Origin of the sequence: Streptomyces sp. DvalAA-43 (assembly GCF_900091725.1) — a bacterium.
Taxonomy (GTDB): Bacteria; Actinomycetota; Actinomycetes; order Streptomycetales; family Streptomycetaceae; genus Streptomyces; species Streptomyces pulveraceus.
In genome coordinates, this window is the sequence record NZ_FMBW01000067.1 from 1 (window position 1) to 23542 (window position 23542).

The 23542-nt window shown below is 70.8% G+C and carries 18 protein-coding genes and 1 pseudogene; 10 read left to right on the top strand and 9 right to left on the bottom strand.

Features of this window, described 5'->3' with window-relative positions:
• Positions 1–2050: 2050 nt before the first annotated feature.
• Genes GA0115234_RS27800 through GA0115234_RS27820 form a run of 5 tightly spaced genes read right to left on the bottom strand, consistent with a single transcriptional unit; the run spans position 2051 to position 7841 of the window.
• Complete coding sequence (locus GA0115234_RS27800; protein WP_093547202.1) at positions 2051–3289, bottom strand: styrene monooxygenase/indole monooxygenase family protein; 1239 nt, start codon at positions 3287–3289, stop codon at positions 2051–2053.
• Between the two features lie 23 nt (positions 3290–3312).
• Positions 3313–3963: a GTP-binding protein gene (locus GA0115234_RS27805; RefSeq protein ID WP_093547204.1), complete on the bottom strand. Its 651-nt coding sequence runs from the start codon at positions 3961–3963 to the stop codon at positions 3313–3315.
• Entirely contained in the window at positions 3944–4357 is a 414-nt protein-coding gene (locus GA0115234_RS27810; protein WP_093547206.1) for a DUF742 domain-containing protein, read from the bottom strand. The genes GA0115234_RS27805 and GA0115234_RS27810 overlap by 20 nt, the downstream gene beginning before the upstream one ends.
• Positions 4354–4833 carry a roadblock/LC7 domain-containing protein gene (locus GA0115234_RS27815; protein ID WP_093547208.1) on the bottom strand — a complete coding sequence of 160 codons (480 nt, stop codon included), beginning with the start codon at positions 4831–4833 and terminating at the stop codon, positions 4354–4356. Before GA0115234_RS27815 ends, GA0115234_RS27810 begins: the two co-directional genes overlap by 4 nt.
• On the bottom strand, positions 4830–7841 hold the full coding sequence (locus GA0115234_RS27820) for a sensor histidine kinase (protein WP_093547210.1): 3012 nt from the start codon (positions 7839–7841) through the stop codon (positions 4830–4832). Before GA0115234_RS27820 ends, GA0115234_RS27815 begins: the two co-directional genes overlap by 4 nt.
• Positions 7842–8206: 365 nt before the next feature.
• Between GA0115234_RS27820 and GA0115234_RS27825 the strand changes: the two genes are divergently transcribed.
• Complete coding sequence (locus GA0115234_RS27825; RefSeq protein ID WP_093547212.1) at positions 8207–8992, top strand: protein phosphatase 2C domain-containing protein; 786 nt, start codon at positions 8207–8209, stop codon at positions 8990–8992.
• A 26-nt stretch (positions 8993–9018) separates the two neighbouring features.
• Here the strand turns inward: GA0115234_RS27825 and GA0115234_RS27830 are convergent, their stop codons facing one another.
• A complete protein-coding gene (locus GA0115234_RS27830; protein ID WP_093547214.1) occupies positions 9019–9501 on the bottom strand; it encodes a MarR family winged helix-turn-helix transcriptional regulator in 483 nt (160 codons plus the stop codon).
• Positions 9502–9744: 243 nt separating this feature from the next.
• Between GA0115234_RS27830 and GA0115234_RS27835 the strand changes: the two genes are divergently transcribed.
• Positions 9745–10596 carry a lysozyme gene (locus tag GA0115234_RS27835; protein ID WP_093547216.1) on the top strand — a complete coding sequence of 284 codons (852 nt, stop codon included), beginning with the start codon at positions 9745–9747 and terminating at the stop codon, positions 10594–10596.
• Positions 10597–10799: 203 nt separating this feature from the next.
• Positions 10800–11558, top strand: coding sequence for a polysaccharide deacetylase family protein (locus GA0115234_RS27840; protein ID WP_176729294.1), 759 nt, complete (start codon positions 10800–10802; stop codon positions 11556–11558).
• Positions 11559–11627: 69 nt separating this feature from the next.
• On the opposite strand, the gene GA0115234_RS27845 is transcribed toward GA0115234_RS27840, so the two are convergent.
• Positions 11628–14420 carry a M4 family metallopeptidase gene (locus GA0115234_RS27845; RefSeq protein WP_237541813.1) on the bottom strand — a complete coding sequence of 931 codons (2793 nt, stop codon included), beginning with the start codon at positions 14418–14420 and terminating at the stop codon, positions 11628–11630.
• Positions 14421–14655: 235 nt separating this feature from the next.
• Between GA0115234_RS27845 and GA0115234_RS27850 the strand changes: the two genes are divergently transcribed.
• Positions 14656–15666, top strand: a complete 1011-nt coding sequence (locus GA0115234_RS27850) for a TrmB family transcriptional regulator (RefSeq protein ID WP_093547220.1) — start codon at positions 14656–14658, stop codon at positions 15664–15666.
• Positions 15667–15830: 164 nt separating this feature from the next.
• Here the strand turns inward: GA0115234_RS27850 and lon are convergent, their stop codons facing one another.
• Positions 15831–18251 carry an endopeptidase La gene (lon, locus tag GA0115234_RS27855; RefSeq protein WP_093547222.1) on the bottom strand — a complete coding sequence of 807 codons (2421 nt, stop codon included), beginning with the start codon at positions 18249–18251 and terminating at the stop codon, positions 15831–15833.
• 246 nt (positions 18252–18497) lie between these two features.
• Between lon and GA0115234_RS27860 the strand changes: the two genes are divergently transcribed.
• The gene (locus GA0115234_RS27860) at positions 18498–18992 is read left to right on the top strand and encodes a DUF6328 family protein (RefSeq protein ID WP_093547224.1); all 495 of its coding nucleotides are present in this window, start codon (positions 18498–18500) and stop codon (positions 18990–18992) included.
• A gap of 7 nt (positions 18993–18999) precedes the next feature.
• On the opposite strand, the gene GA0115234_RS27865 is transcribed toward GA0115234_RS27860, so the two are convergent.
• Positions 19000–19824, bottom strand: a complete 825-nt coding sequence (locus tag GA0115234_RS27865) for a rhomboid-like protein (RefSeq protein WP_256088832.1) — start codon at positions 19822–19824, stop codon at positions 19000–19002.
• Positions 19825–20006: 182 nt separating this feature from the next.
• Here GA0115234_RS27865 and GA0115234_RS43805 point away from each other — a divergent pair.
• The 5 genes and pseudogenes from GA0115234_RS43805 to GA0115234_RS27890 form a co-directional block, all read left to right on the top strand.
• Positions 20007–20165: pseudogene (locus GA0115234_RS43805) on the top strand (RNA polymerase sigma factor); the annotation flags it as partial.
• 109 nt (positions 20166–20274) lie between these two features.
• Positions 20275–20967, top strand: a complete 693-nt coding sequence (locus GA0115234_RS27875; RefSeq protein WP_093547226.1) for a spermidine synthase — start codon at positions 20275–20277, stop codon at positions 20965–20967.
• Positions 20968–21191: 224 nt separating this feature from the next.
• Positions 21192–21929 (top strand): response regulator transcription factor, encoded by a 738-nt coding sequence (locus GA0115234_RS27880; RefSeq protein ID WP_014154105.1) that lies wholly within the window; start codon positions 21192–21194, stop codon positions 21927–21929.
• Positions 21926–23002 carry a HAMP domain-containing sensor histidine kinase gene (locus GA0115234_RS27885; RefSeq protein ID WP_093547228.1) on the top strand — a complete coding sequence of 359 codons (1077 nt, stop codon included), beginning with the start codon at positions 21926–21928 and terminating at the stop codon, positions 23000–23002. Before GA0115234_RS27880 ends, GA0115234_RS27885 begins: the two co-directional genes overlap by 4 nt.
• A 258-nt stretch (positions 23003–23260) precedes the next feature.
• A partial coding sequence (locus tag GA0115234_RS27890; protein WP_256088833.1) for a 2-oxoglutarate dehydrogenase E1 subunit family protein occupies positions 23261–23542 on the top strand: 282 nt, incomplete at its 3' end.

Below are 23542 nucleotides of genomic sequence, written 5' to 3' on the forward strand. Positions count from 1 at the left end.
CTAGACCCTTGCTCCGAGGGGGCGTCCAGCGTCCGCAGCGTCCGCACGCCTCTCCCTCTAAGAGCCGTCTTGACCTGCGGTGATGCTCTTAGAGGGAGTGGATCTTGCGGACGCTGCGGACGCTGGCGGACGCTATACATTTTGTTTAGCGTCCACACAGAAAGCCCAGGTCAACAGCGGTGCGGTAGGAGTTGCGGACGCTGCGGACGCTATTTTCTCTCAACTCTCTAGTAAGAGGTGTAGTGAGGGCCAAGTGGAACGGCCGCCCCCCCCTGAAATGCCTCGGTAGGCCATCCAGGAGGGGCGGGGCCGGATGCCCTCAAGCACCGATGCCCTCTGCCGCCCCTGGATTGCTCTGGGCGGCATTTCAGAGGGGGGCGAAGGCGGGAAGAGATCCGGCGCGTGTACCGAAAGAGGAGCACCCCGCCGGGGCACGGGCGTGCTCCTCTTGCTTGCGCGACCGGGAGGAAGAGACCACGAACCGCCGACGGGGGGTGGTCTCTTCGGCCGTCGGCGTCGGCAGGAGCGACGGCCACGGCCGTGGCCGGGTGACGATGCGTGCTCGCTTGTTGCTTGTCGCTTGTAGCGACAAGTGGGGAACCAGGGGGAGAGAAGCCACCCTGGGTGGGTGAACCGGGAGCGAGCGCTTGTCGCTACAAGCGACAACAAGCGAATCCCGTCACTGTCCGCTACTGGCTACTGGCTACTGGCTAGTGCCCAATGTCCTGCCGGGAGGCCAGGAATAGGCGGTGGAGGCCGGTTCTACTGGCTAGTGGCAAGTTGGCAGTAGCCAGTAGGCAGTAGCCGTGTGTGTCTGTGTGGGGTGTGGGGCCACACAGACCAAGAGGGAAGCCTCAAGCCCGTTCCGCTCCGGATTTCGGGCTTCTTTCGGCGGTGGGCTGTGTGCGTCACACGACCCACACATGCAGGTCAGTGACCTACGCACGGCTGTGTGACGCACACAGCGTGTGTGGGTCACCGCGTGAGGGCTGTGTGGGTCCGTGTGTGGGTGGCTGTGTGGGTCGGAGCAAGGCGCGAGGCGCCCGGTGTCCGCCTGCCCCATCACCTTGCCGCAGACGCCGAACAGCTCTGGGAGCTCCCGGCGTGGGCGACGAAGGGGCGTCCGCCCGGAGAGGTCCGCCGACAGCGCGAGCCCTGGGGCGGTCGTGTCGTGGGGCGACCTCGCCGGGCACGAAGTCGAGGAAGCCTTCCAAGGGGGGACGCGGCATGGGCACCCGACCGCGTCCCCCCTTGGAAGGCCGTCCCCAACCGGCCACCGGCCTCCACCTCGCCAGGACGGCCGATACCCCATCCGGCAGTGGTGCGCCGAAGGTCGTCGGCCGTCAGGCCGTCCTCACAGCTCTTTCCTGCGCGCTTGTCGCCTGTCGCGTACAACGTCACTCGCGCCCTCCGGGGTACGGAAACCCCGTCTGACCTGGATGCCGACAAGCGACAAGACAAGCGACAAGCGACAAGCGGGACGACAAGCCGACCGTGGCTGACAGTGACCAGATTGCCTGTGGTGGGCCCCCCACAGGCAGACCCCCACAGACCCCCACAGCCGTGTGGGACCCCCACAAGGCTGTGGTGGTCTCTGACCTGCATGTGGTGGGTGTGGGGGTCCCACAGAAACCACCCCCGGAAACCGCCCTTAGACCCCCACAGGACGCCTCGGGGGACATCTTGTGGGGGTCTGTGGGACCCCCACAGACCCCCACAGGAGCTGCGACAGAGAGCGACGATCGCGTCGCACGTCTCGCCGGAGCGGCGGGCCAGGCTGTGAACCGTCGGTCGGCCGGCGGGGCGTCAGGAAGGACTGGGCTCCGAGTGTCAGGCAGTGTCACGCGGGTGTCAGGACCTGGTGTCAGGGCGCGTGACACCCACTCTCGCCTAAGGGTTTGGGTGTCACGCGCCTGTGACGGTGTCAGGTCTCACGCGGGTGTCAGAGCCATTCACCGGGCCGATGGCCGGGCCGTCTGTGGGCCGTCGGAGGGCGGCCCACAGTCACCAATGTTCACCAACGTTGACCGCTGCTTCGCAGGTCAGACGCCTACGCGGCGCCGGAGACCTCGGCGAGGTACGCGTTGGTCTTCTCCGGCTCGAAGAAGAAGTTGTCGAAGTCCGCCGGGTTGTTGAAGCCGTTGGCGAAGCGGTCGGCGACCGGCTGGAGCTGGCCGGCGGCGCCGATCAGGTTCAGCACGTGCTCCGGCGGTACGCCGAGCATCGCGTTGGTCCACTTCACGACGTGCTGCGCGGTGTCCCAGTAACGGTCGAACGTGGCCTGCATCCACTCCGCGTCGAACTCCCGGTCGCCGTGCTCGATGATCGAGTCCAGGTAGGCGTTGGCGCACTTGGAGGCCGAGTTGGAGCCCTGGCCGGTGATCGGGTCGTTGGCGACGACGACGTCCGCGACGCCGAGCACCAGACCGCCGCCGGGCAGCCGGCCGATCGGCTTGCGGACGGTCGGCGCGTAGCGGCCCGCCAGGGTGCCGTTGGCGTCGGTCAGTTCGACCTTGGTGGCGCGGGCGTACTCCCACGGCGTGAACCGCTCCATGAGCTCCAGCGTCTTCGCCAGGTGCTCGGAGGGGTCCTTGATGCCCTGGAACACGTCGAGCGGACCGCCCGGGACGCCCTCCCAGAACAGGATGTCGGCGCGGCCGGACGTGGTCAGGGTCGGCATCACGAAGAGCTCGCCGACGCCGGGGACGAGGTTGCAGCGGACCGCGTCGAACTCGGGGTGCTCCGGGCGCGGGCCCATGCCGTGGACGTACGCGACGGCCAGGGCGCGCTGCGGGGCGTCGAACGGCGAGCGGGAGGCGTCCCGGCCGAACATGGAGACCAGCTCGCCCTTGCCCGCGGAGACCATCACCAGGTCGTAGGTGCGGGAGAAGTAGTCCAGGTCGGAGACGGCCGCACCGTGGATGACGAGCTGTCCGCCGCGCTGGGCGAACGTCTCCATCCAGCCGGCCATCTTCACGCGCTGGTCGACGGACTGGGCGAAGCCGTCCAGCTTGCCGACCCAGTCGACGGCGCGCGAGGAGTCCGGCGCGGCGACGGAGACGCCGAGGCCCTCGATGCGAGGGGCCTGGGTCTCCCAGAAGTTGAGCTGGTAGTCCCGCTCGTGCTGGAGCGCCGTGTGGAACATGCACTGCGTGGACATGACCCGGCCGGAGCGGATCTCGTCGGCGGTGCGGTTGGACATGAGGGTGACTTCGTACCCTCTGGACTGCAGTCCGAGGGCGAGCTGGAGCCCGGACTGACCGGCTCCGACTATGAGTATCTTCCGCATCGCGGTTCTCCGTTGTGTGTGATCTAGGCAGGGGTGGCGTCGAGGGCGTGGCCCACCAGGGCCAGCAGCGACTCGATGACGGTGATCCTGTTGCGCGCGTCCATGATCACAACCGGCACGTGCGGCGGGACGGTCAGGGCCTCCCGGACGTCCTCCGCCTCGAACCCGGGGGTTCCCTCGAAGTGGTTGACGGCCACGATGTACGGCAGCCCGCAGCTCTCGAAGTAGTCGAGGGCGGGGAAGCAGTCGGCGAGCCGGCGGGTGTCGGCCATCACGACCGCGCCGATCGCGCCGCGCACCAGGTCGTCCCACATGAACCAGAAGCGCTGCTGGCCCGGGGTGCCGAACACGTACAGCACGAGGTCGTCGTCGAGCGTGATCCGGCCGAAGTCCATCGCGACGGTCGTGGTGACCTTGTCGGGCGTCGCGGAGAGATCGTCGGTCTCCTCGCTGGCCTGGGTCATCATCGCTTCGGTCTTCAGCGGGGTGATCTCGGAGACGGACCCGACGAAGGTCGTCTTGCCCACGCCGAACCCGCCCGCGACCACGATCTTCGTGGCGATGGGGGCCCTGGTGTGGTCCAACTGCCAGGCCTGGAGCGATTCCTCGGCCTGGTCCCTGGCGCCCGGCTGCCGCGGGGCGAAGAGCGGCGACTCAGAGACGACGGAGTCCATTGAGCACCCTTTCGAGCAGTGCGCGGTCGGGCTGGCCGGTGCCGTGACCGGTCCCGTACACGCGGATCTTTCCCTGGTCGGCCAAGTCGCTGAGCAGCACCCGGACCACACCGAGCGGCATCTTCAACAGGGCCGAGATCTCCGCGACCGTACGCATCCGGCGGCAGATTTCGACAATGGCCTGGAGCTCCGGCATGACACGGCCGGCCAGATTGCCGTTGGTCAGCTCGCGGCGCTCCTCGGGCGCTTCGAGCGCGGCGACGAACGTCTCGACGAGCAGGACGTGGCCGAAGCGGGTGCGTCCGCCGGTGAGCGAGTACGGGCGGACCCGTGCGGGCCTTCGGTCGGCCCCGCGGACGGGGAGCCTGCGGGCGGATTCAGCAGCGGGCTTCACTGGGTGCTCTCCATCGATTTGCGCAGTTCACTGCGGAGTTCGGGGGTGAGTACGTGTCCGGCCCGGCCGACGAAGAGGGCCATGTGGTAGGCGATGACGCTCATGTCGCAGTCCGGGGTGGCGTGCACACCGAGCAGCGAGCCGTCGCTGATCGACATGACGAAGACGCTGCCCTCGTCCATGGCGACCATCGTCTGCTTGACGCCGCCGCCGTCCATCAGCTTGGCGGCGCCGATGGTGAGGCTGCCGATGCCGGAGACGATGGTCGCCAGGTCGGCGCTGGAACCCTTGGGGCCGTCCTGTCCGACGGTGCTCCGGGCGACCAGATGGCCGGGGTCGGAGGAGAGCAGCATCAGGCCGTCGGACGAGACGACGGTGACCGAGTGGACCCCGGGCACCTCCTCCACCAGATTGCTCAGCAACCAGTGAAGGTTACGGGCCTCGGTGCTCAGCCCGAATGTGCTGGGCGCAGTCAACTGCGTGCCTCCTCGACTGTGTCCCCCGTCTCATCCGTCTGATCGGTACGTGCGGGGTGTCCACCTGGTCCAGTGGCTCCCGGGAGTGACTGGGTGGCGGCGATCTCGGCGATCTCCGCCTCGACGTCCCTGCGGCCGTCCTTCGCACCCTGGTGGAAGCCGCCGAGCCTGCGGCGCAGCGCCTCCTTGTCCAGGCTGCCCTTGCGCTCGGTGGTGGGTGCCTCGGTGGGCTTGACGATCCGGGGGGTGCGCTTGGGCAGCCCCTTGTCCGTGATCCGTTCGGCCTGCTCGACCTGCTCGGGCCGGGGCTGCGGCTGCTGCTCCGGCTGCCGGGTGCCCGGCAGGGGCATGGAGGCCGGGGCGGCGGTACGCGGCTCCGGGGTGTCGTCCCCGACGCGCTCGTGGCGGTCGGGGCCGATGGCGTACGGGTCGGGCGTCGGGGTCCCGGTCCCGATTCCGGCCCCGGTCCCGGCCCCGGTTTCGGGGGTGTACGGGTCGGGCGTCGCCGTCCCGGGGGTGTACGGGTCCGGCGCGTCGGTCCCGGTGTACGAGTCCTGCGTCGCCGTCCCAGGGGTGTCCGCGGATTTCGGGACCACCGGAAGCCGGACCTGCATCGTGACCTCGGAGTCCACCTCGGCCGGGGGCGTCGCCCCGGTCGGGGCCTCGGGCCGGGGAGTCGGAGCGGGCTCGGTTGCCGGAGCCGCAGCCGGGGCGGGTGCCTGGTCGGCGGCCGCCTCGCGGATCGTCTGCTCGGCGGCCGCGATCAGCGGGTCCTCGGGCAGCGCGAGCGTACGGGCGGGCAGCGCGTTGGAGTTGGCCTCGGCGACCGAGCCCGGGAGGTTCAGCGCGGGCGCGTCCCCGGGGACCTTCACCGGCGGCGGTGTGGCGGCCGGGGGCGCCTTCGGCAGCAGGGCCTGGGGCAGGACGACGACCGCCGTGACCCCGCTGCCCTTGTGGTCGCGCAGCTGGACGCGTACGCCGTGGCGCGCGGCCAGCAGGGAGGTGACCTGGAGGCCGAGCCCGGCCCCGTCCGCACTCTGCTCGCCCGCCTCGAACAACGCCGGGTCGGCCAGCCGGGTGTTGAGCTCGCCCATCCGTACGGCCGACATCCCGATGCCCTCGTCCTGGACGGAGAGCATCACCTCGCCGCTCTCCAGCAGCCAGCCGGAGAGCTGGACATGGGAGTCGGGCGGCGAGAAGGCGGTGGCGTTCTCCAGGAGTTCGGCGACGAGGTGGCTCAGGTCGTCGGCGGCGAAACCGGCGATCTGGGCGTGCGGCGGCAGGGACTGGATGGTGACCCGCTCGTACCGCTCGATCTCCGACACGGCCGCGCGCAACACGTCGACCAGCGGGATCGCTCCCGGATGCCCGTGGCCGTGCTCGGCGCCCGCGAGGACCAGCATGTTCTCGCTGTGCCTGCGCATGACGGTGGCCATGTGGTCGAGCTTGAACAGCGTGGCGAGCCGCTCCGGGTCGTGCTCCCGCTCCTCCAGGCCCTCGATGACCCCGAGCTGGCGCTCGACGAGGCCGAGGGTGCGCAGCGAGAGGTTGACGAAGGTGTGGTGGACCGTGTTCTTCAGCCGCTCCAGCTGGGCGGCGAGGTCGGCGGCCTGTACCTGGAGCTCGGCGCGCTGGACGGTGAGGGCCTCGCGCCCGGCGATCAGCTCGCCGCGCTCGGTCTGCAGGCTCTCGAAACGGCCGTTGAACTCGTGCAGGAGTCCGTGGAGCCTGCCGTGCAGGCTGTTGAGGGACCGGACGACCTGGGCGAACTCGTCGTTGCGTCCGGTGTAGCGGACCGGTTCGGCGGTGTCGGGCTCCGCGGCGAGGCGGGCGGCGCCGATCCGCAGGACGGCGAGCGGCTGGGTGAGGGTGCGGGCCACGGCGGTGGAGACCCCGACGGCGACCAGCAGACAGCCGCCGAGCAGCGCGATGCGCAGTTCGAGCGCGGTGACGTCGTCGTCGCGCAACCGCTCCAGGCGCTGGATCTGTTCGGTGCCGAGGGCCGACTCGACGCTCCGCATCCGGTCGATCCGCGCGGAGAGCGCCGCCTCGGCCTTCTTGCTGCTGGTCGTCTGGTCGGAGTCCGACAGCTCGGGGCGGGCGGTGAGGGTGTTGAGGTACTTCTCCGCGCTGTTGACCTCGGGCCCGGTGACGGTGGAGGACAGCTTGTCGCGGGCGGTGGAGCCCGCGGCCTGGTCGAAGTCGGCGAGCGAGGCGAGTTCGCGGACCCGGGCCTGCTGGGCGGCGGCGCTCAGCTCGTCACGGGTGCGGTCGTCCTTGTCGCTGCCGCTGTCCTGGGTCTGCAGGGGCAGGCCGGTCAGCGGGTCGGTCTGCGGGACCGTCTCCTTGCGGGGCACCGAGAGCGCGGCGATCAGCAGCCCGCGGGTGGCGGAGGCCTGCTCGGTGGCCTGCCCGAGGGCGAGCGGGGCGCGGGTGGCCTCGGCCGCGCGCGGCGGGGTCTTCTCGGCGAGTTCGTCGGCGAGGTCGTGGAGCTTGGCGATGACCTCGGAGTACGCCTCGTGGGCCTCCAGTGCCGTGCCCTTGCCGCTGAGCGCGTCGCGGCGCAGGGAGGGGATGGTGGAGAGGTCGCGGCGCAGCGAGGCGGGGGCGGTGGCCCTGATCTCGTCGACCTGCCGGTCGACGCGGGCGCTCCGGCTGCCGGAGCCGTCCTTGCCGTCCGTCGCGCCGGTCTTCGTGTCGCGCCCGGCGGCGATCCGGGCGGTGACCTCGTCGCGCTCGTCCGCCAGTGCGTGGGCGAGGGCGGTGGCCTGCTGGTTCAGCTCGGCGAGGGTGACCAGCCGCTGCGATTCGTTCAGTTCGGAGGAGGCGGCGAGGATCGCCGGGGTGCCCGCGGCGATGACGGTGATACCGACGACCGCGACACCGGCGACCAGCCGGCTCCGTACGCGCACGGTGCGCCGGGTGCCCTCGCTCTCGGCAGGTGCCGGTGACGTCACCCCGGAACCATGCTGCTTGCCGCCCTTGCTCCGAGGCCGCTTCTTCTGCACCGGTGCTCGCAATCTTGACTCGTCCGCCCTTGAAGCAGAGGTGACGCACGGTCACACGTAATGAGCGCCCCGACCCCTGGTACGGCTTCCGACCATTCCAGTGCTTTTGAGAGGGGGGCGCGCATCCACCACTCCGCCACCTGAACGAGTGAACATCACTCCCGAGTTGGCGAACAAGTTTGCCCCAGGGGCCTTTCTGCCACACCTGGTCCTTCGGCTGGAACTTCCGCGCAGGCTTTGGCAGGATGCCCGCCCGCACGCCCCACGGAGTCGTTCCCTCCGCTCCGGGCACTCGTCTGACCTGCTGGTACAGGCCAATGACGGTCGAGTGCGGGGCTCGTGAAGGCATCGTGCAGACTGGCCGTATGCGCATCGAACTGGCCACCGTCCCCGGCAGCCCGGACCGCCCGAACGAGGACTGGGCGGCCACCGCGCTTCCCGCGTCCGGCCAGGGTGGGACGCTGATCCTGCTCGACGGGGTGACCCCGCCGCGAGGTGATGACGGTTGTGTGCACTCGGTCCCCTGGTTCACCGCCCGGCTGGGCGGCGCGCTGGTCGAACTGTCCGGTTCACGGCCGGATCTGACCCTCCAGGAGATCCTGGCGGTGTCCATTCGACGCACCGCCGACGCACACCGCCCCCTGTGTGACCTTTCTCACGTGCGTACACCTCAGGCGACGGTCGCCATGGCGCGCTGGGACGACCGCGAGGTCGAGCATCTGGTGCTCTCCGACTCCGTACTGCTGTTCGAGGCGCACGACGGAAGCGTGCGCCCCCTGCTCGACGACCGGCTCGACCGGCTGCCGCCCGGTTCGCTGAGCACCGAGGCGATCGCCGACGCCCGGGTACGGAACAAGGAGGGCGGCTTCTTCACCGCCGCCGCCGACCCCTCCGTGGCGGCCCGCGCCGTCACCGGGCGCACCCCGCTCGACCGGGTGCGGGCGATCGCCGCACTGACCGACGGGGCGGCCCGCTGGACCCAGATGTTCCACGAGGGCGACTGGGCGGACTGCCTCGGCGTGCTCCGCAAGGAGGGAACGCAGGCGCTGATCGACCGGGTCAGGGCCCTGGAGGACGCGGACACGGGGCGCGAGCGCCTGCGCCACGGCAAGACGCACGACGACGCGACGGCGGTCTACGCGGCGCTGTGACGGCGCACCGGGCGGCGGGCCGGGCGTCAGTCCTCGGCCCGCGCGTTCAAGTGGTGCAGCAGCCTGGCCAGTTCGGCCACCTCGGCCCGGTCCCAGTCGTCGAGCTTGCGGACATAGCGCTCGCGGCGGGCGTCGCGCACGGTGCGGTAGCGGTCCAGCCCGTCGGGGGTGAGATGGACGAGGAAGGCCCGGCCGTCGGCCGGATCGGGCTCACGGGCCACCAGTCCGAGGTCTTCCAGGGCGCGGAGTTGACGGCTCATGGTCGCCTTGCCCACCCCGAAGTAGGCCGCCAGATCGGTGGCCCGCTGCTGACCGGCCGACTCCAGCCGGACGAGCAGCCCGTACGCGGCGGCCTCCAGTTCCGGATGGACCTCGCGCGCCATCTCCCCGGAATTGGCCCGTGCCCGGCGCAGGAAGACGGCCAACTCCCGCTCCAGGGCAAGGAATGCGTGGTCCACACCACTCCCCCCGGCCGCGCCGGGTTCACTACCGCTTTCGCTCCCGTGCACGTCAACACCCCTCGTGAGCTTTCCTGTCGCTGAAACTTTCTTTCGCCGCTGGTCATCGCCGCAGCTTGGCCAGTATTTCGCAGGAGTAGACCAACGGCGGCGCCCAGGCCCCCTTCCCCAGCGCGGGTCTACGTGCGTAGCGTCGTGCATGGCATGTTCACACCATTACATGCCGGCAGGGGTACGCCCGACGTCCCCCTGGGATCAGCACATCCCCCCACCACGTCCTCGGAGGCACTCCCCATGCCGCTGCTCAGATCCACTCGCCAGACGTCCCGCCGCTCGCGCCTCGCGGGCGCCGGAACCCTGCTCGCAGCCCTCTCCCTCCTGCTCACCCTGCCCGGTGCGGCGAGCGCCGCCGGCAGCCATGACGCAGCCGCAAGGAAGCCCGCCCGGGGCACGGCCACGATGGGCATGGGCGTCGTCGCCCATGACGGTCAGGGCGGACTGCCTCGGGACACCCGCGCCGTCCAGACCGAAGGCGTGGACGTCTCCGGCCACCAGGGCAACGTCGCCTGGTCGACGCTCTGGAACAGCGGGGTGAAGTGGGCCTACACCAAGGCCACCGAGGGCACGTACTACAAGAACGAGTACTTCGCCCAGCAGTACAACGGCTCCTACAACGTGGGCATGATCCGGGGCGCGTACCACTTCGCCACCCCGAACACCACGAGCGGCGCCGTCCAGGCCAACTACTTCGTGGACAACGGGGGCGGCTGGTCGCGGGACGGCAAGACGCTGCCCGGCGTGCTCGACATCGAGTGGAACCCGTACGGCGACCAGTGCTTCGGCCTGAGCCAGGCCGGCATGGTCTCGTGGATCCGCGACTTCGTGAACACGTACAAGGCGCGCACCGGACGCGACGCGGTCATCTACACCGCGACCAGCTGGTGGAAGACCTGCACCGGCAACAACGCGGGCTTCGGCGCCACCAACCCGCTGTGGGTGGCCCGCTACGACTCCACGGTCGGCGAGCTCCCGGCCGGCTGGGGCTTCTACACGATATGGCAGTACACCTCGTCCGGCCCCACCGTCGGCGACCACGACCGCTTCAACGGCGCCCTCGACCGCGTGCAGGCCCTCGCCAACGGCTGAGCCCGCCCGCCCCACCGCTTCGCACGGCAGAGCCCCGGTCATCCACCGGGGCTCTTCGCCTGTCACGCCTCCGACCAGGGATTCTCGCCTTCCGGGCCAGCAGTGGACCCCCTATACATATGGTGTATACGCCCTATGTATAGTCCTTCTCTGCCGCACATCGTGCGCCCTGTTCAGCTACGGAGGAGTGACCCGCCTTGTCCATGAAGACGAAGTCGATCGGTACGGGGTTGGCAGCCGCCCTTGTGACGGCGCTCACCCTGACGCTGAGCGGCTGCTCCATGCAGACCACCGCGCCCGCCTCGGCGCGCGGTGACGCGGGCTCCGACGCCAAGGGTTCCTTCGGTCCGGTGGACTGCCGCAAGGCGAAGTGCATAGCGCTGACCTTCGACGCGGGACCGGGCGAGGACACCCCGCACCTGCTGGACATCCTCAAGGAGAAGAAGGTCCACGCGACCTTCTTCCTGCTGGGCAAGAACCACGTCAAGAAGCACCCCGACACCGTGCGCAGGATCGCCGCCGAGGGGCACGAGGTGGCCAATCACACCTGGACGCACCAGGTCCTGACCGACCGCAAACCGGCCGAGATACGCGCCGAGCTGAAGAAGACGCAGGACGCGATAGCGGAGGTGACCGGCAAGAAGCCGCGCCTGATGCGCCCGCCGCAGGGCCGCACCGACGACACCGTCTCGGACATCAGCAAGGACCTGGGGCTCTCCCAGGTCCTGTGGAGCGCCACCGCGAAGGACTACTCCACGACCGACTCGGCGCTGATCAAGAAGCGCATCCTGGACCAGGCCGGCAAGGACGGCATCATCCTGCTGCACGACATCTACAAGGGCACCGTCCCCGCGGTGCCGGGCATCATCGACGCGCTGCAGAAGCAGGGCTACACCTTCGTCACCGTCCCGCAGCTGATGGCCCCCGCCGAGCCGGTCCCCGGGACCATCTACCGCCCCTGAGCGACCGGGCCGGACACCCGGGGACCCTCGGCGCGGGTGCGCCGGGGGTCCCGTCGGTCACGGGGTGCGTCAGCCGCAGTCGCCCGCGGGCCGCTCCCGCGTCACCAGGTCGGTCCAGCCGGTGGTGCCGTCGATCCAGACCACCCGCCTGCCGCCGTCGGCCGCCGCGGACGACTGCTCGCCGCGGTTGCAGGAGACCCGCTGGACGCGTGATCCGTCCGGGGTCAGCTGCCACAGCTTGGGCAGCGTCTCGTTGCGGTACGCCGTGTCCGGGGTCTGCGCCGTCACGGTGACCGCGTCGTCGGACGCCGTCAGGTCGTACGCGAAGAGCGCGCCGTCACCGGCCTCCGGGCTGAGGTCCTTGAGCCCGGTGCCGTCCGGGTTCGACCGGCGCACCGCGAACTGGCCCTGGTCCGCCACCTCGTCGACCAGCCACACCACGGAGTCCCTGGTGACCGCGGTCTGGCCGAGCGCCTGCGGCGTGCCGCTCTGCGGCAGCAGCTTCGTCTTCCCGGTGTTCACGTCGAACACCTCGACGCCCAGCTCGTAGTCCTGCTCGCCCGGGTAGAGCTTCCCGTAGGCGATCGTGGAGCCCTTGACGGAGCCGACCGCGGTGGAGAGGTGGTACTTGCCGCCGTCCACGTAGCCCTGCCTGCCGGTGCGGGTGTTCACATAGCCGACGTGCTGGCTGCCGAACGGGTCGTACTCGGTGAAGACCACCAGGTCGCCGTCGACCCGCAGCCCCTCGACGCCGGTGAAGGACGTCCAGACGGTCTTGACCGGACCCCCGGCGATCGGGCGGCTCAGGATGTCGATGCTGGTGTCACCGAAGGCCGCCCACACCACGGACTTGCCGTCGGTCGCCGGATACACGTGGTAGCGGCCGTCGTTGGGGCTGATCAGCTTGGGCGCCCCCTTGCCGTCGGTGCGCCCGGCGTAGACGGAGTACGGCTCCGAGCCGTCGTCGTTCGACTTGGAGGTGGCCCACCAGCCGCCGCCCGCGCCCACGCCCGTACCGGCGATGTTGAGCTTGCCGAAGAGCTTGTCGGAGTCGACGCCGAGCGCCTTCTCCCAGCCCGGGACGATGCCATGGGCGTCGAACGACCGCTTGACGACCGCCAGCTGCTTGGCCGTCACGCCCAGCTCCCGGGCCGCCGCGATGGTGGCGTTGCGCCCCTCGGTGAAGCCGTCGAGCGGGGTCAGGTACGCGTCGAGCGCGCGGTAGGCGATCTTGTCCGCGAGCTCGGCGCCGAGGTCCTCGCGGATGTCCCAGAGGGCGCCGGAGTAGATCGTGGAGTTGAGGTGCACCCCGCCGTTGTCGGTGGAGAAGGCCACGCCGAGGTAGTTCTTCGAGGTGGTGGCGCCGTCGTTGAGGTCACGGAAGGCGCAGTCGCGGGGCCCGGCGGTGCGGCACAGGTCCTCGCCGATCAGTCCCGCGTCCGGGTCGTCCATCGAGGTGCCGGAGGCGGTGACGTCGATGGCGTTGCCGAAGTAGTCGGCGATCGCCTCGTTCATCGCGCCGGACTGGCCCGCGTAGACGAGGTTCGCGGTGGACTCGACGACGCCGTGGGTCATCTCGTGGCCGACCACGTCGAGGTCGGCGGAGAGGGGCTTGTACTCGCTGTCGCCGCCGCCGTAGACCATCTTCTGGCCGTCCCAGAAGGCGTTGACGTACGGCTGGCCGTAGAGGGTCACCCCGACCAGCGAGTTGATGTTCATGCCGCGGCCGTCGAGGCTGTCGCGGCCGTGCTTCTGCTTGTAGTAGTCGTAGACCTGGCCCGCCGCCCAGTGCGCGTCCGTCGCGCCGGACTGACCGGCCTCCTTGCCGAAGTCGCTGGTGGGGTGGCTGAACACGCTGATCCCGCTGGGCCAGCGGCCGGACGCCTCGCCGACGTCGACCCCCTGGGCGTCCCAGGTGGCGAGCACACCCTTGCTGGTGTCCCACTCCCGGGAGTAGTCCTCCATGAGGTACTTGTCGTTGCCGCTGTCGTAGTAGAGGTCGAGCGGCACCTTGGAGCCGTCGACGCGCAGCCCGGTGCCCTTGACGCCCGGGAAGTCGTCGCCCGCCGGGGAGGCCGGTGCCGCCTTCGCGGCGGCGGCCTTCGCCGGCGCGCCCGCCGGGGAGGCCGCGTCCGGCGCGGTCAGGGTCTTGATGCCGCTGTACTGGAGGACCGGGAAGCCGGCCGCGGCGTCGATGTAGACCTCCTGGAGCACCGGCTCGCCGGTGGCCGGGTCCGTGCCGCGCACGGTGACGTGCTGGGCCAGGACCCCGGACCCCTTCGGGATCACCACGAGCCCCCGGGCGGTGCCGGTGAGCGCGGCCGCCCGCGCGGTCTTCTTCCCCTTGGCGCGGACCGCGTCGGCCTTGGTCAGCGTGGTGCCGCCGAGCCGGGACGCGGTCGTGGCGACCGCCCGCCGCACGGCGAGGTCCGCGCCGACCTTCGGCTCGGTCCCGGTCGTGAGCCCGGTGAAGTACTTGCCGGAGGTGCCGGTGACGACACGCTTCCCGGCCTTCTTCTCCATCCGTACGACGTACTGGCCGCCGAGCACCGTGATGCCGTGGTGCTTCTGCTGGAACCGCACCGTCTCCTCGGAGCCGCTGGTGAGCGACTGCACGGGCGTCAGATCCCGCTGGGGATCGGTGATCCGGTATCGGCTCTTCCGGTCCGCGAGGTGGCCGCGGGCCGCGTCGGCCGGCTTCGCCCCGGCGTCCGCCTTCTCGGAGATCGCGTCGACGAGGGCCGGGGTGGCGGTGCCGTCCCCGGGGACGATCTCGGACCGGGGCGCGGCGGCCGGCGGGGCTGCCGCCTGGGCCGGGAGCGCGGTCACGACGAGCGCCGCGCTGCCGAGCAGCGCGGCCAGGGCGGCGCCCCTCGGTATGCCGCTCCCCCGCGGTGCGCCGGCTGCCCGCGTCGCCGCGGATCCGCGTGAACCTCTTCTGGACGTACGCAATTCGACCCCTCCCACGTGCCTGGAAACCATCCAAGTGGTCATGGCCATGCAACCCGTGGGGCGCCAATGGATCAATGTGACAGCCGTGTTGACAAGTGGGCACGCCCACTTGTGTGGCTTGTGAAAACGGAGTGAGAATCCAGGCATGATCCAGGGGGAGCTGCGGGATCTCGGTCTCGGGGAGGCCGAGCAACGCGTATACGAGGAACTGCTCGCGGGGAACGCCTCCGACGCGCAGGAGCTCGCCGCGCTGCTGGACATGGCGCCGGAGCTGCTGGAGGCGACGCTCGACCGGCTGACCGACCACGGCTTCGCCCTGTCCCAGGCGGCCGACGGGCCGGACGCGCTGCCGCGAGCGGCGGCCCCGGCCGGTGCGATCCGCGCGCTCATCCACCGCCGTCAGGCTGAACTTCATCTGCGCTCGGCCGAGTTGGAGCAGCTCCGGATGAACGCCGACCGGCTGGCGGGCCGGCTGATGTCCGGCTCGCCCACCGCCCCCGAGGACGGCATCGAGGTGGTCGTCGGGCCGCACGCCATCGGTGAACGCGCCGAGTACCTGCTGGCCTCGGCCGAGCACGAGGTGGCGATCCTCGACCGGCCGCCGTATGTGAAGGGCCAGCCGCGGAAGGGGAGTTCGCGCTCCCCCGGCCTGGGCATAGAGGCGCTCCTGGACCGGGGTGTGCGGGTGCGCACGGTGCTGGACCGGGAGGGCGTCGGCTACCCCGGCCGGATGCGCTCGCTGACCGGGCTGGTCGAGCGGGGGCTACGGGCCCGGGTCGCCCCCGGCGTACCGACCAAGCTGATCATCGTGGACGGGCGGATCACCCTGCTGCCGCCGAGCGACGCCTCGGACCCGACGGCGTCCGCCCTGGTGGTCGGCGACGCGCTGCTGCGCAACGCCCTGGTGCCGCTGTTCGAGACGGTGTGGGAGCGGGCGACGCCGCTGGGCGGCTCGGGCGGACCGCTGCCGGAACCGCAGAAGGAACTGCTCGGGCTGCTCGCGGCCGGGCTGAAGGACGAGGCGATAGCGCGCCGGCTGGGCGTCCATGTGCACACGGCCCGGCGCCGGATCAGCGTGCTGCTGGATTCGCTGGGGGCCCAGACGCGCTTCCAGGCGGGGGCGCAGGCGACGCTGCGGGGATGGCTGGAGGTGTGAGCCGCGGTGGCAGGCGCCCCGCACGGCCCGGTGCGGGCTTCCGTACGACGCGGGGACGCGGGTGACGGCAGCGGCACGCGGAGCGGCCCGCCCACCCGTTGCCGGGAAGGCGGGCCGTCCGTACCGGTCGCGTACGTGGTGCCACGTCCGTCACGCCGTGGCGGCTACGCCGCGGCCGGGATCCGCTCCCCGGTCCGGGCCGAGGCCGGGGCCAGGGCGATCTCCAGGACCTGGCGGACGTCGGTCACCGGGTGGACCTCCAGCGTGTCCAGGACCTCGGCGGGGACGTCGTCCAGGTCGGCCTCGTTCCGCTTGGGGATCACCACGGTGGTGATCCCGGCGCGGTGGGCGGCCAGCAGCTTCTGCTTCAGGCCGCCGATCGGCAGCACCCGTCCGGTCAGCGAGACCTCGCCGGTCATCGCCACGTCCGTACGGACCAGCCGTCCGGAGAGCAGCGAGGCCAGCGCCGTCGTCATGGTGATGCCCGCACTCGGGCCGTCCTTCGGGACCGCGCCCGCCGGGAAGTGGATGTGCACGCCGCGGTCCTTCAGGTCCGCGACCGGCAGCTCCAGTTCCGCGCCGTGCGACCGCAGGAAGCTCAGCGCGATCTGCGCGGACTCCTTCATGACGTCGCCGAGCTGACCGGTGAGGGTCAGTCCGGACGCCCCGGTCTCCGGGTCGGCCAGCGACGCCTCCACGAACAGCACGTCGCCGCCCGCGCCGGTCACCGCGAGTCCGGTCGCCACGCCCGGCACCGACGTACGGCGCTCGGCCGGGTCCTGGGCGGACTCGGGGACGTGGTGCGGCCGTCCGATCAAACCGCGCAGGTCCGCTTCGGTGACCGTGAGCGGCAGCTCCCGGTCGCCCAGTTCGTGCTGGGCCGCGACCTTGCGGAGCAGCCGGGCGACGGCCCGCTCCAGGTTCCGTACGCCCGCTTCACGGGTGTATTCGCCGGCCAGCTTGCGCAGCGCGGACTCGTCGAGCGTCACCTCGTCCTTCTCCAGACCGGCCCGCTCCAGCTGGCGCGGGAGCAGGTGGTCACGGGCGATGACGACCTTCTCGTCCTCGGTGTAGCCGTCGAGCCTGACCAGCTCCATGCGGTCGAGCAGGGCCTCCGGGATGGCCTCCAGCACATTGGCCGTGGCCAGGAAGACGACATCGCTGAGGTCGAGCTCGACCTCCAGGTAGTGGTCGCGGAAGGTGTGGTTCTGCGCCGGGTCGAGCACTTCGAGGAGGGCGGCGGCCGGGTCGCCCCGGAAGTCGGAGCCCACCTTGTCGATCTCGTCGAGCAGGACGACCGGGTTCATCGAACCGGCCTCCTTGATGGCCCGCACGATACGTCCGGGGAGCGCACCCACGTACGTACGCCGGTGGCCCCGGATCTCCGCCTCGTCCCGGACACCGCCGAGCGCGACGCGGACGAACTTGCGGCCCATGGCGTGCGCGACGGACTCGCCGAGCGAGGTCTTGCCCACGCCCGGAGGCCCCACCAGCGCCAGCACGGCACCGCCGCGCCGCCCGCCGACGACACCGAGGCCGCGGTCGGAACGCCGCTTGCGGACGGCCAGGTACTCGGTGATCCGCTCCTTCACGTCCTGCAGCCCCGCGTGCTCGGCGTCGAGGATCTCCTGGGCACCCCGGATGTCGTAGGCGTCCTCGGTCCGCTCGGTCCACGGCAGTTCGAGGACGGTGTCGAGCCAGGTCCTGATCCAGGAGCCCTCGGGGCTCTGGTCGGAGGAGCGCTCCAGCTTGTCGACCTCCTTGAGCGCGGCCTCGCGGACGTGCTCGGGAAGGTCGGCGGCCTCGACGCGGGCCCGGTAGTCGTCGGACTCGTCCTCCGGGTCTCCGTTGAGTTCGGAGAGCTCCTTGCGGACGGCTTCGAGCTGGCGCCGCAGCAGGAATTCGCGCTGCTGCTTGTCGACGCCCTCCTGGACGTCCTTGGCGATGGACTCGGCGACGTCCTGTTCGGCGAGGTGTTCGCCGAGCCACTGGATGGCGAGCTTCAGCCGGGCGACCGGGTCCGTGGTCTCCAGGAGCCGCACCTTCTGGGCGGTGGTGAGGAAGGGCGAGTAACCGGAATTGTCGGCGAGCGCGGAGATGTCCTCGATCTGCTGGACCCGGTCCACGACCTGCCAGGCGCCGCGCTTCTTCAGCCAGCTGGTGGCGAGCGCCTTGTACTCCTTGACCAGCTCGGCGGCGGCACCGGGGAGCGGATCGGGCACGACCGCGTCGACCCGGGTCCCCTCCACCCAGAGCGCTCCGCCCGGCCCGCTGGTCCCGGCCCCGATCCGTACCCGGCCCCGGCCGCGGATCAGCGCGCCCGGATCTCCGTCCGACAGCCGTCCGACCTGCTCGACGGTGCCGATGACGCCGGTGCCGGTGTAGGTCCCGTCGATCCGCGGCACCAGAAGCACCTCGGGCTTGCCGCCGCCGTCCCGGGCCGCGGCCTGCGCGGCCTCCACGGCGGCACGTACATCGGTGTCGGACAGGTCCAGAGGCACCACCATCCCGGGCAGCACGACCTCGTCGTCGAGCGGCAGCACGGGCAGGGCGAGCGGAGTGACCGCATTGGAATCGGTAGCCATGATCTCCCCTTCGGCAGTCAAGTTGAGTTATGCAGACTCAATGCTCCTGAGCGCGCTATTGTTCCCCGGGGAGTGTTCGCTGTGAGCGATCGAGCAGTCGCCGTCCCGCTCCTGGCACGGGGCCGGGGCCGGCCCACTCGGGTCGTGGGCCACGGGCTGCGACCGCCGCACGGAAGCCTTGGACCGTTCGGACGTGCCGCGGTGCGCCGCGTGATGCGAACGGGCGGCCCGATAACAATGAGCCGCATGTCTCATATTCCGCCGGGTAGTGGTGGTCTGTCTCCGCTCGCGCGGGAGACGCCCGCGGAGCGGGCCGACCGGAACCTGATCGAGCTTCTCCAGGAACTGCGGGTCGTGCAGACCGGTGTGCAGATCGTCTTCGCGTTTCTCCTGGGGGTGGCCTTCACCAGCCAGTTTCCGCGCCTCGACACCTTCGAGCGCACCACCTATGTGGTGACGCTGCTACTCACAGTGGTCGCCTCGGCCGTGCTGGCGACCCCGGTCGCACTGCACCGGGGCCTGTTCCACCGGGGCGCCAAGGTCCGGATCGTCGCCCTGTCGGCGCGGCTCGCCGAGATCGGCCTGATCTTCCTCGCCCTCGCGCTCAACGGCGCCGTTCTCCTGCTCATGGACGTCGTCCTCGGCCGGACCGCCGCCTTCATGGTCACGACCGCCACGCTCGTCATGTTCACCGGCCTGTGGTTCGTCCTCCCGAGGGCACTGCGCCGCCCGGCCCGATGACCGCCCGTCAGGATCCCGCCGTGTCGGCCGGCCGCGTTTCCCGCGAGGACCGGCGCGAAGGCACCACGCCCCTGACCACCACTCCCCTGACCACCGCACCTCTCACCGCACGGGCCCGGCGCAGCAGCGGCCAGCAGGCCACGCCGAGCAGCAGGGCCAGCGGATGGCCCCAGTTGGTGAGCGGGTCGCTCAGTTCGAGCAGGTCGCGTGTCAGCATCACGCCCACCCCGCCGAGCGCCAGCACCCGCGGCAGCGGGGTGAGCAGTCCGGTGAGCGCGCCCACGCTCGCCATCAGCCCGAAACTGATGCCGTAGTCGAGGCGGTGCAGCGACGACTCCGGCAGATGCCCGGCGACCACGGACAGCCCGACCGGGATCTCCGTGGCGAGCGTCGCCACGACATGGCCGAGCACGAACACCGCGGCGGTCCGCCATCCCCCGATACGGCGTTCCAGCGCGGTCAGCACCAGGGCGAAGAGGAAGACGTACGAGGAGGTGAGCCCGCCGACGACCCACAGGGCGCTGGCCACCAGGACGAGCAGCGGGGTCTCGCCGAGGTGTGCGACGTCCGTGCTCGATTCGCGCAGCACGGCGGCGACGGTGCCGGGGTCGGCGTACTCCATGAAGAGGGACGTGGCGACCAGCACCAGCAGATACCCGAAGGTGAACGGCGTACCGGTGGGGGTCGGCAGCAGCCGCGGCCATCGGCGGGCCCTGCGGACCGGGGGCGGTGGGGGCGCGGCGTCGTCCGGGCGGCTCTGGCGCGGGATGGCGTCGAGCAGCGGAGCCGTGACGGGTTCTCCGCGGACCGCCCTGTCCGTACGCTGACGCACCGCGCGAGGCCCCTTTCCTTGACCGGCCCCCCGGAAGCAACGTCCCACTCTCCGTGATCCTCCCCCGCGCCGTCTGTGGCGTGAGCCACACGCGCCCGTGAACCGGCCCGGGTCCGCCGCCCGATAGAGAGGTGTGAAGCTGTTGCGCCCCTCGGAGGGAGAGCCCGAACGACGACGACGCCTTGCTGCGTGCGGTCGCGCAGGGGGACACGGAGGCCCTGGCGACGCTCCACGACCGGCACGCCGGCCGGCTGCTCGCCCGGCCGGGCAGGCGGTGCGCGGATACCGAGACCGTACGGGAGGTGCTTCAGGACACCTTCGTGACGGTGTGGCGCTCCGCCGGTTCGGGTGACCCGACACCCGGCGAATCCGGCAAACCGCTGGCCTCCGGCCGCGCCGAGCGGACAGGATGGCGAGGCCCCTGCCCGCCATTCACCGGAGACCCGCGCCATGCCCGACATCCTCCACTCCGACGCCCCGGCCCCCGTCACCCTCGACCGCCGCGAAGGCCCGTACGGCGAGGTCGTCCTGCGGCAGCGGGGTGACGACTTCGAGATCATCGCCAACGGGTGCTTCCTGATGGACACCTCGGACGGGCGCTCCGAGCGGCTGCTGATCGACGCGGCGCTGGCCGCGCTGCCGGCCGACCGGCCCGCCCCGTCGGTGCTGATCGGCGGCCTCGGTGTCGGTTTCTCGCTCGTCCGTGCCGCCGCCGAGCCGCGGTGGGGGCGGATCGCCGTGGCCGAGCGGGAGCAGGCGATCGTGGACTGGCACCGGGAAGGGCCGCTGGCCGCGATCTCCGCGGCGGCGCTCGCCGATCCGCGGACCGGGATCCTGACGACGGATCTCGTCGCCCACCTGAGCACGACTACGGACCGTTACGACGCTCTGTGTCTGGACATCGACAACGGACCGGACTGGACCGTCACCGAGGACAACACGAGCCTCTACTCCCCCGCCGGACTGGCGGACTGCCGGGCGCGGCTGACACCGGGCGGCGTTCTCGCAGTGTGGTCGGCCCAGCCGTCCGCCGACTTCGAACAGGCCCTGCGGAATGCCGGATTCAGTGGGGTAAGAACCGAAGAGGTCAGTGTTGCCCGAGGTGTGCCCGACGTGGTGCATCTCGCACTTCGGACAGACTGAGATCCCCCCGCCGGGTATCGTCGGCCCCCGGAAGCCCGGGGGCCAAGCGTCACAACACCGACACTCCGCCACTTCCGTGCGACCGAGCCGTTACACCCTGCGTAGCCGAGACCGGTCCGCTGCCTTTACGCTGCTGACCGGTAACGGGATCACCCACGAAATCCACAAGCGAAGACCGTGCGTCCGGGGGAATGGCCCCCGCGAGGACGGGCAGGGGCGGGGCGATGGAACAGACACACACCACCCACAACGGTGTCGCGGCCACCCCGGGCGCGCAGCGCCGGGTGCTGGTGGTCGAGGACGACGCCACGATCGTCGATGCCATTTCCGCCCGGCTGCGGGCCGAGGGCTTTCTGGTGCAGACCGCACTCGACGGCCCCGCGGCGGTGGACGCGGCCGAGGCGTGGCAGCCCGATCTGATGGTGCTCGACATCATGCTTCCCGGCTTCGACGGCCTGGAGGTCTGCCGCCGGGTGCAGGCCCAGCGGCCGGTGCCGGTGCTGATGCTGACGGCCCGGGACGACGAGACGGACATGCTGGTCGGCCTCGGGGTCGGCGCCGACGACTACATGACCAAGCCGTTCTCGATGCGTGAGCTGGCGGCCCGGGTCCATGTCCTGCTGCGCCGGGTCGAGCGCGCGGCGCTGGCCGCGGTGACGCCGCGCAGCGGGATCCTGCGCCTGGGCGAGCTGGAGATCGACCACGCGCAGCGCCGGGTCAGGGTGCGCGCCGACGACGTCCATCTGACGCCGACCGAGTTCGACCTGCTGGTCTGTCTGGCCAATACGCCGCGTGCGGTGCTCTCCCGGGAGCAGTTGCTGGCCGAGGTCTGGGACTGGGCGGACGCCTCCGGCACCCGTACGGTCGACAGCCACATCAAGGCGCTGCGCCGGAAGATCGGTGCGGAGCGGATCCGTACCGTGCACGGTGTGGGCTACGCCCTGGAGACCCCGGCTCCATGACCCGGCCCGGTTCCGGACTGCGTCCCTTCTCGGTCAAGGCCAAGATGAGCACGCTCGTCGTGGTCTCGGTCTTCATCACCACCGGCCTGCTGATGGTGGCCGTGCGCACCAGGACCGAGCTGCGGTTCATCACGGTGTTCTCGGTGATCGCGACCCTGCTGATCACCCAGTTCGTTGCGCACGGTCTGACCGCGCCGCTGGAAGAGATGACCACCGTGGCCCGCTCGATCTCGCACGGCGACTACACCAGACGGGTGAGCGGCGCCGACCGGCGCGACGAGCTCGGCGACCTGGCCCAGACGATCAACCGCATGGCGGACGATCTGGAGGCCGTGGACCGGCACCGCAAGGAACTGGTGGCCAATGTCTCGCACGAGCTGCGCACACCCATCGCGGCGCTGAGAGCCGTGCTGGAGAACGTCGTGGACGGGGTGTCCTCGGCCGATCCCGAGACGATGCGCACCGCGCTGAAGCAGACCGAGCGGCTCGGCAGACTGGTGGAGACGCTGCTGGACCTGTCCCGGCTGGACAACGGGGTGGTCACGCTCAAGGCGGGCCGTTTCGAGGTGTGGCCGTATCTCTCGGGCGTGCTGAAGGAGGCGAACCTCGCCGTCTCGCACCGCCGGCTGCCGTCCGGTTCCGGGAACCACATGCGCAAGGACGTCCATCTGCATCTGGACGTGTCGCCGCCGGAGCTGACCGCGCACGCGGACGCGGAACGCCTGCATCAGGTGGTGGCCAATCTGATCGACAACGCGGTCAAGCACAGCCCGCCGCACGGCCGGGTCACCGTGCTGGCCCGGCGCGGGCCCGGACCGGAGTCCCTGACGCTGGAGGTCATGGACGAGGGGCCGGGCATCCCTGAGTCCGAACGTCACCGGGTCTTCGAGCGCTTCAACCGCGGCGAGGTGCCCTCCCCGCACGGGCCGGGCAGCGACGGCGGCACGGGCCTCGGCCTGGCGATCGCCCGCTGGGCGGTGGATCTGCACGGCGGACGCATCGGAGTGGCCGAATCCGTTCGCGGCTGCCGCATCCAGGTCACTCTTCCGGGGGTCCCTCAACCGCGAGGTTGACATAGGGTTCGAACCGGAAGGGCGCGTTCTACGTGTTCCCTTCAGGGGGGTACGACCCAGGGGGCCGTAGCCGCGGTCCCGCGTACCCAAAGTGAAGCGGAACCATGCAGGTTTCCCGCCAATTCCTGCACCGAAACCCGCCTTCCAGTGTGACTTGCGCGACGAAGACCGGCCCGGCCTGCGTGGAACGGCGAGGGAGGCGTAGCCTTGATTTCCGCTGTCCATCACCTTGTGAAGCGGAAGAGGGCGGTTGCCGCCGTGTCGTCTCAGTCCCCCAGTAACTCGAGCATCTCGACCGACCAAGCCAGCCCGGGTGCGAACCCGGCCGCTGCTTTCGGGCCCAATGAGTGGCTCGTCGATGAGATCTACCAGCAGTACCTCCAGGATCCCAATTCGGTCGATCGCGCCTGGTGGGACTTCTTCGCCGACTACAAGCCGGGTAGTTCCGGCACGGCGGACAAGCCCGTTCCCGGCGTCCCGGCCACGGCGGCTGCGGTCGACCCCGGCCCCGGCCGCACCGGCCACCCCGGCGCAGGCCCC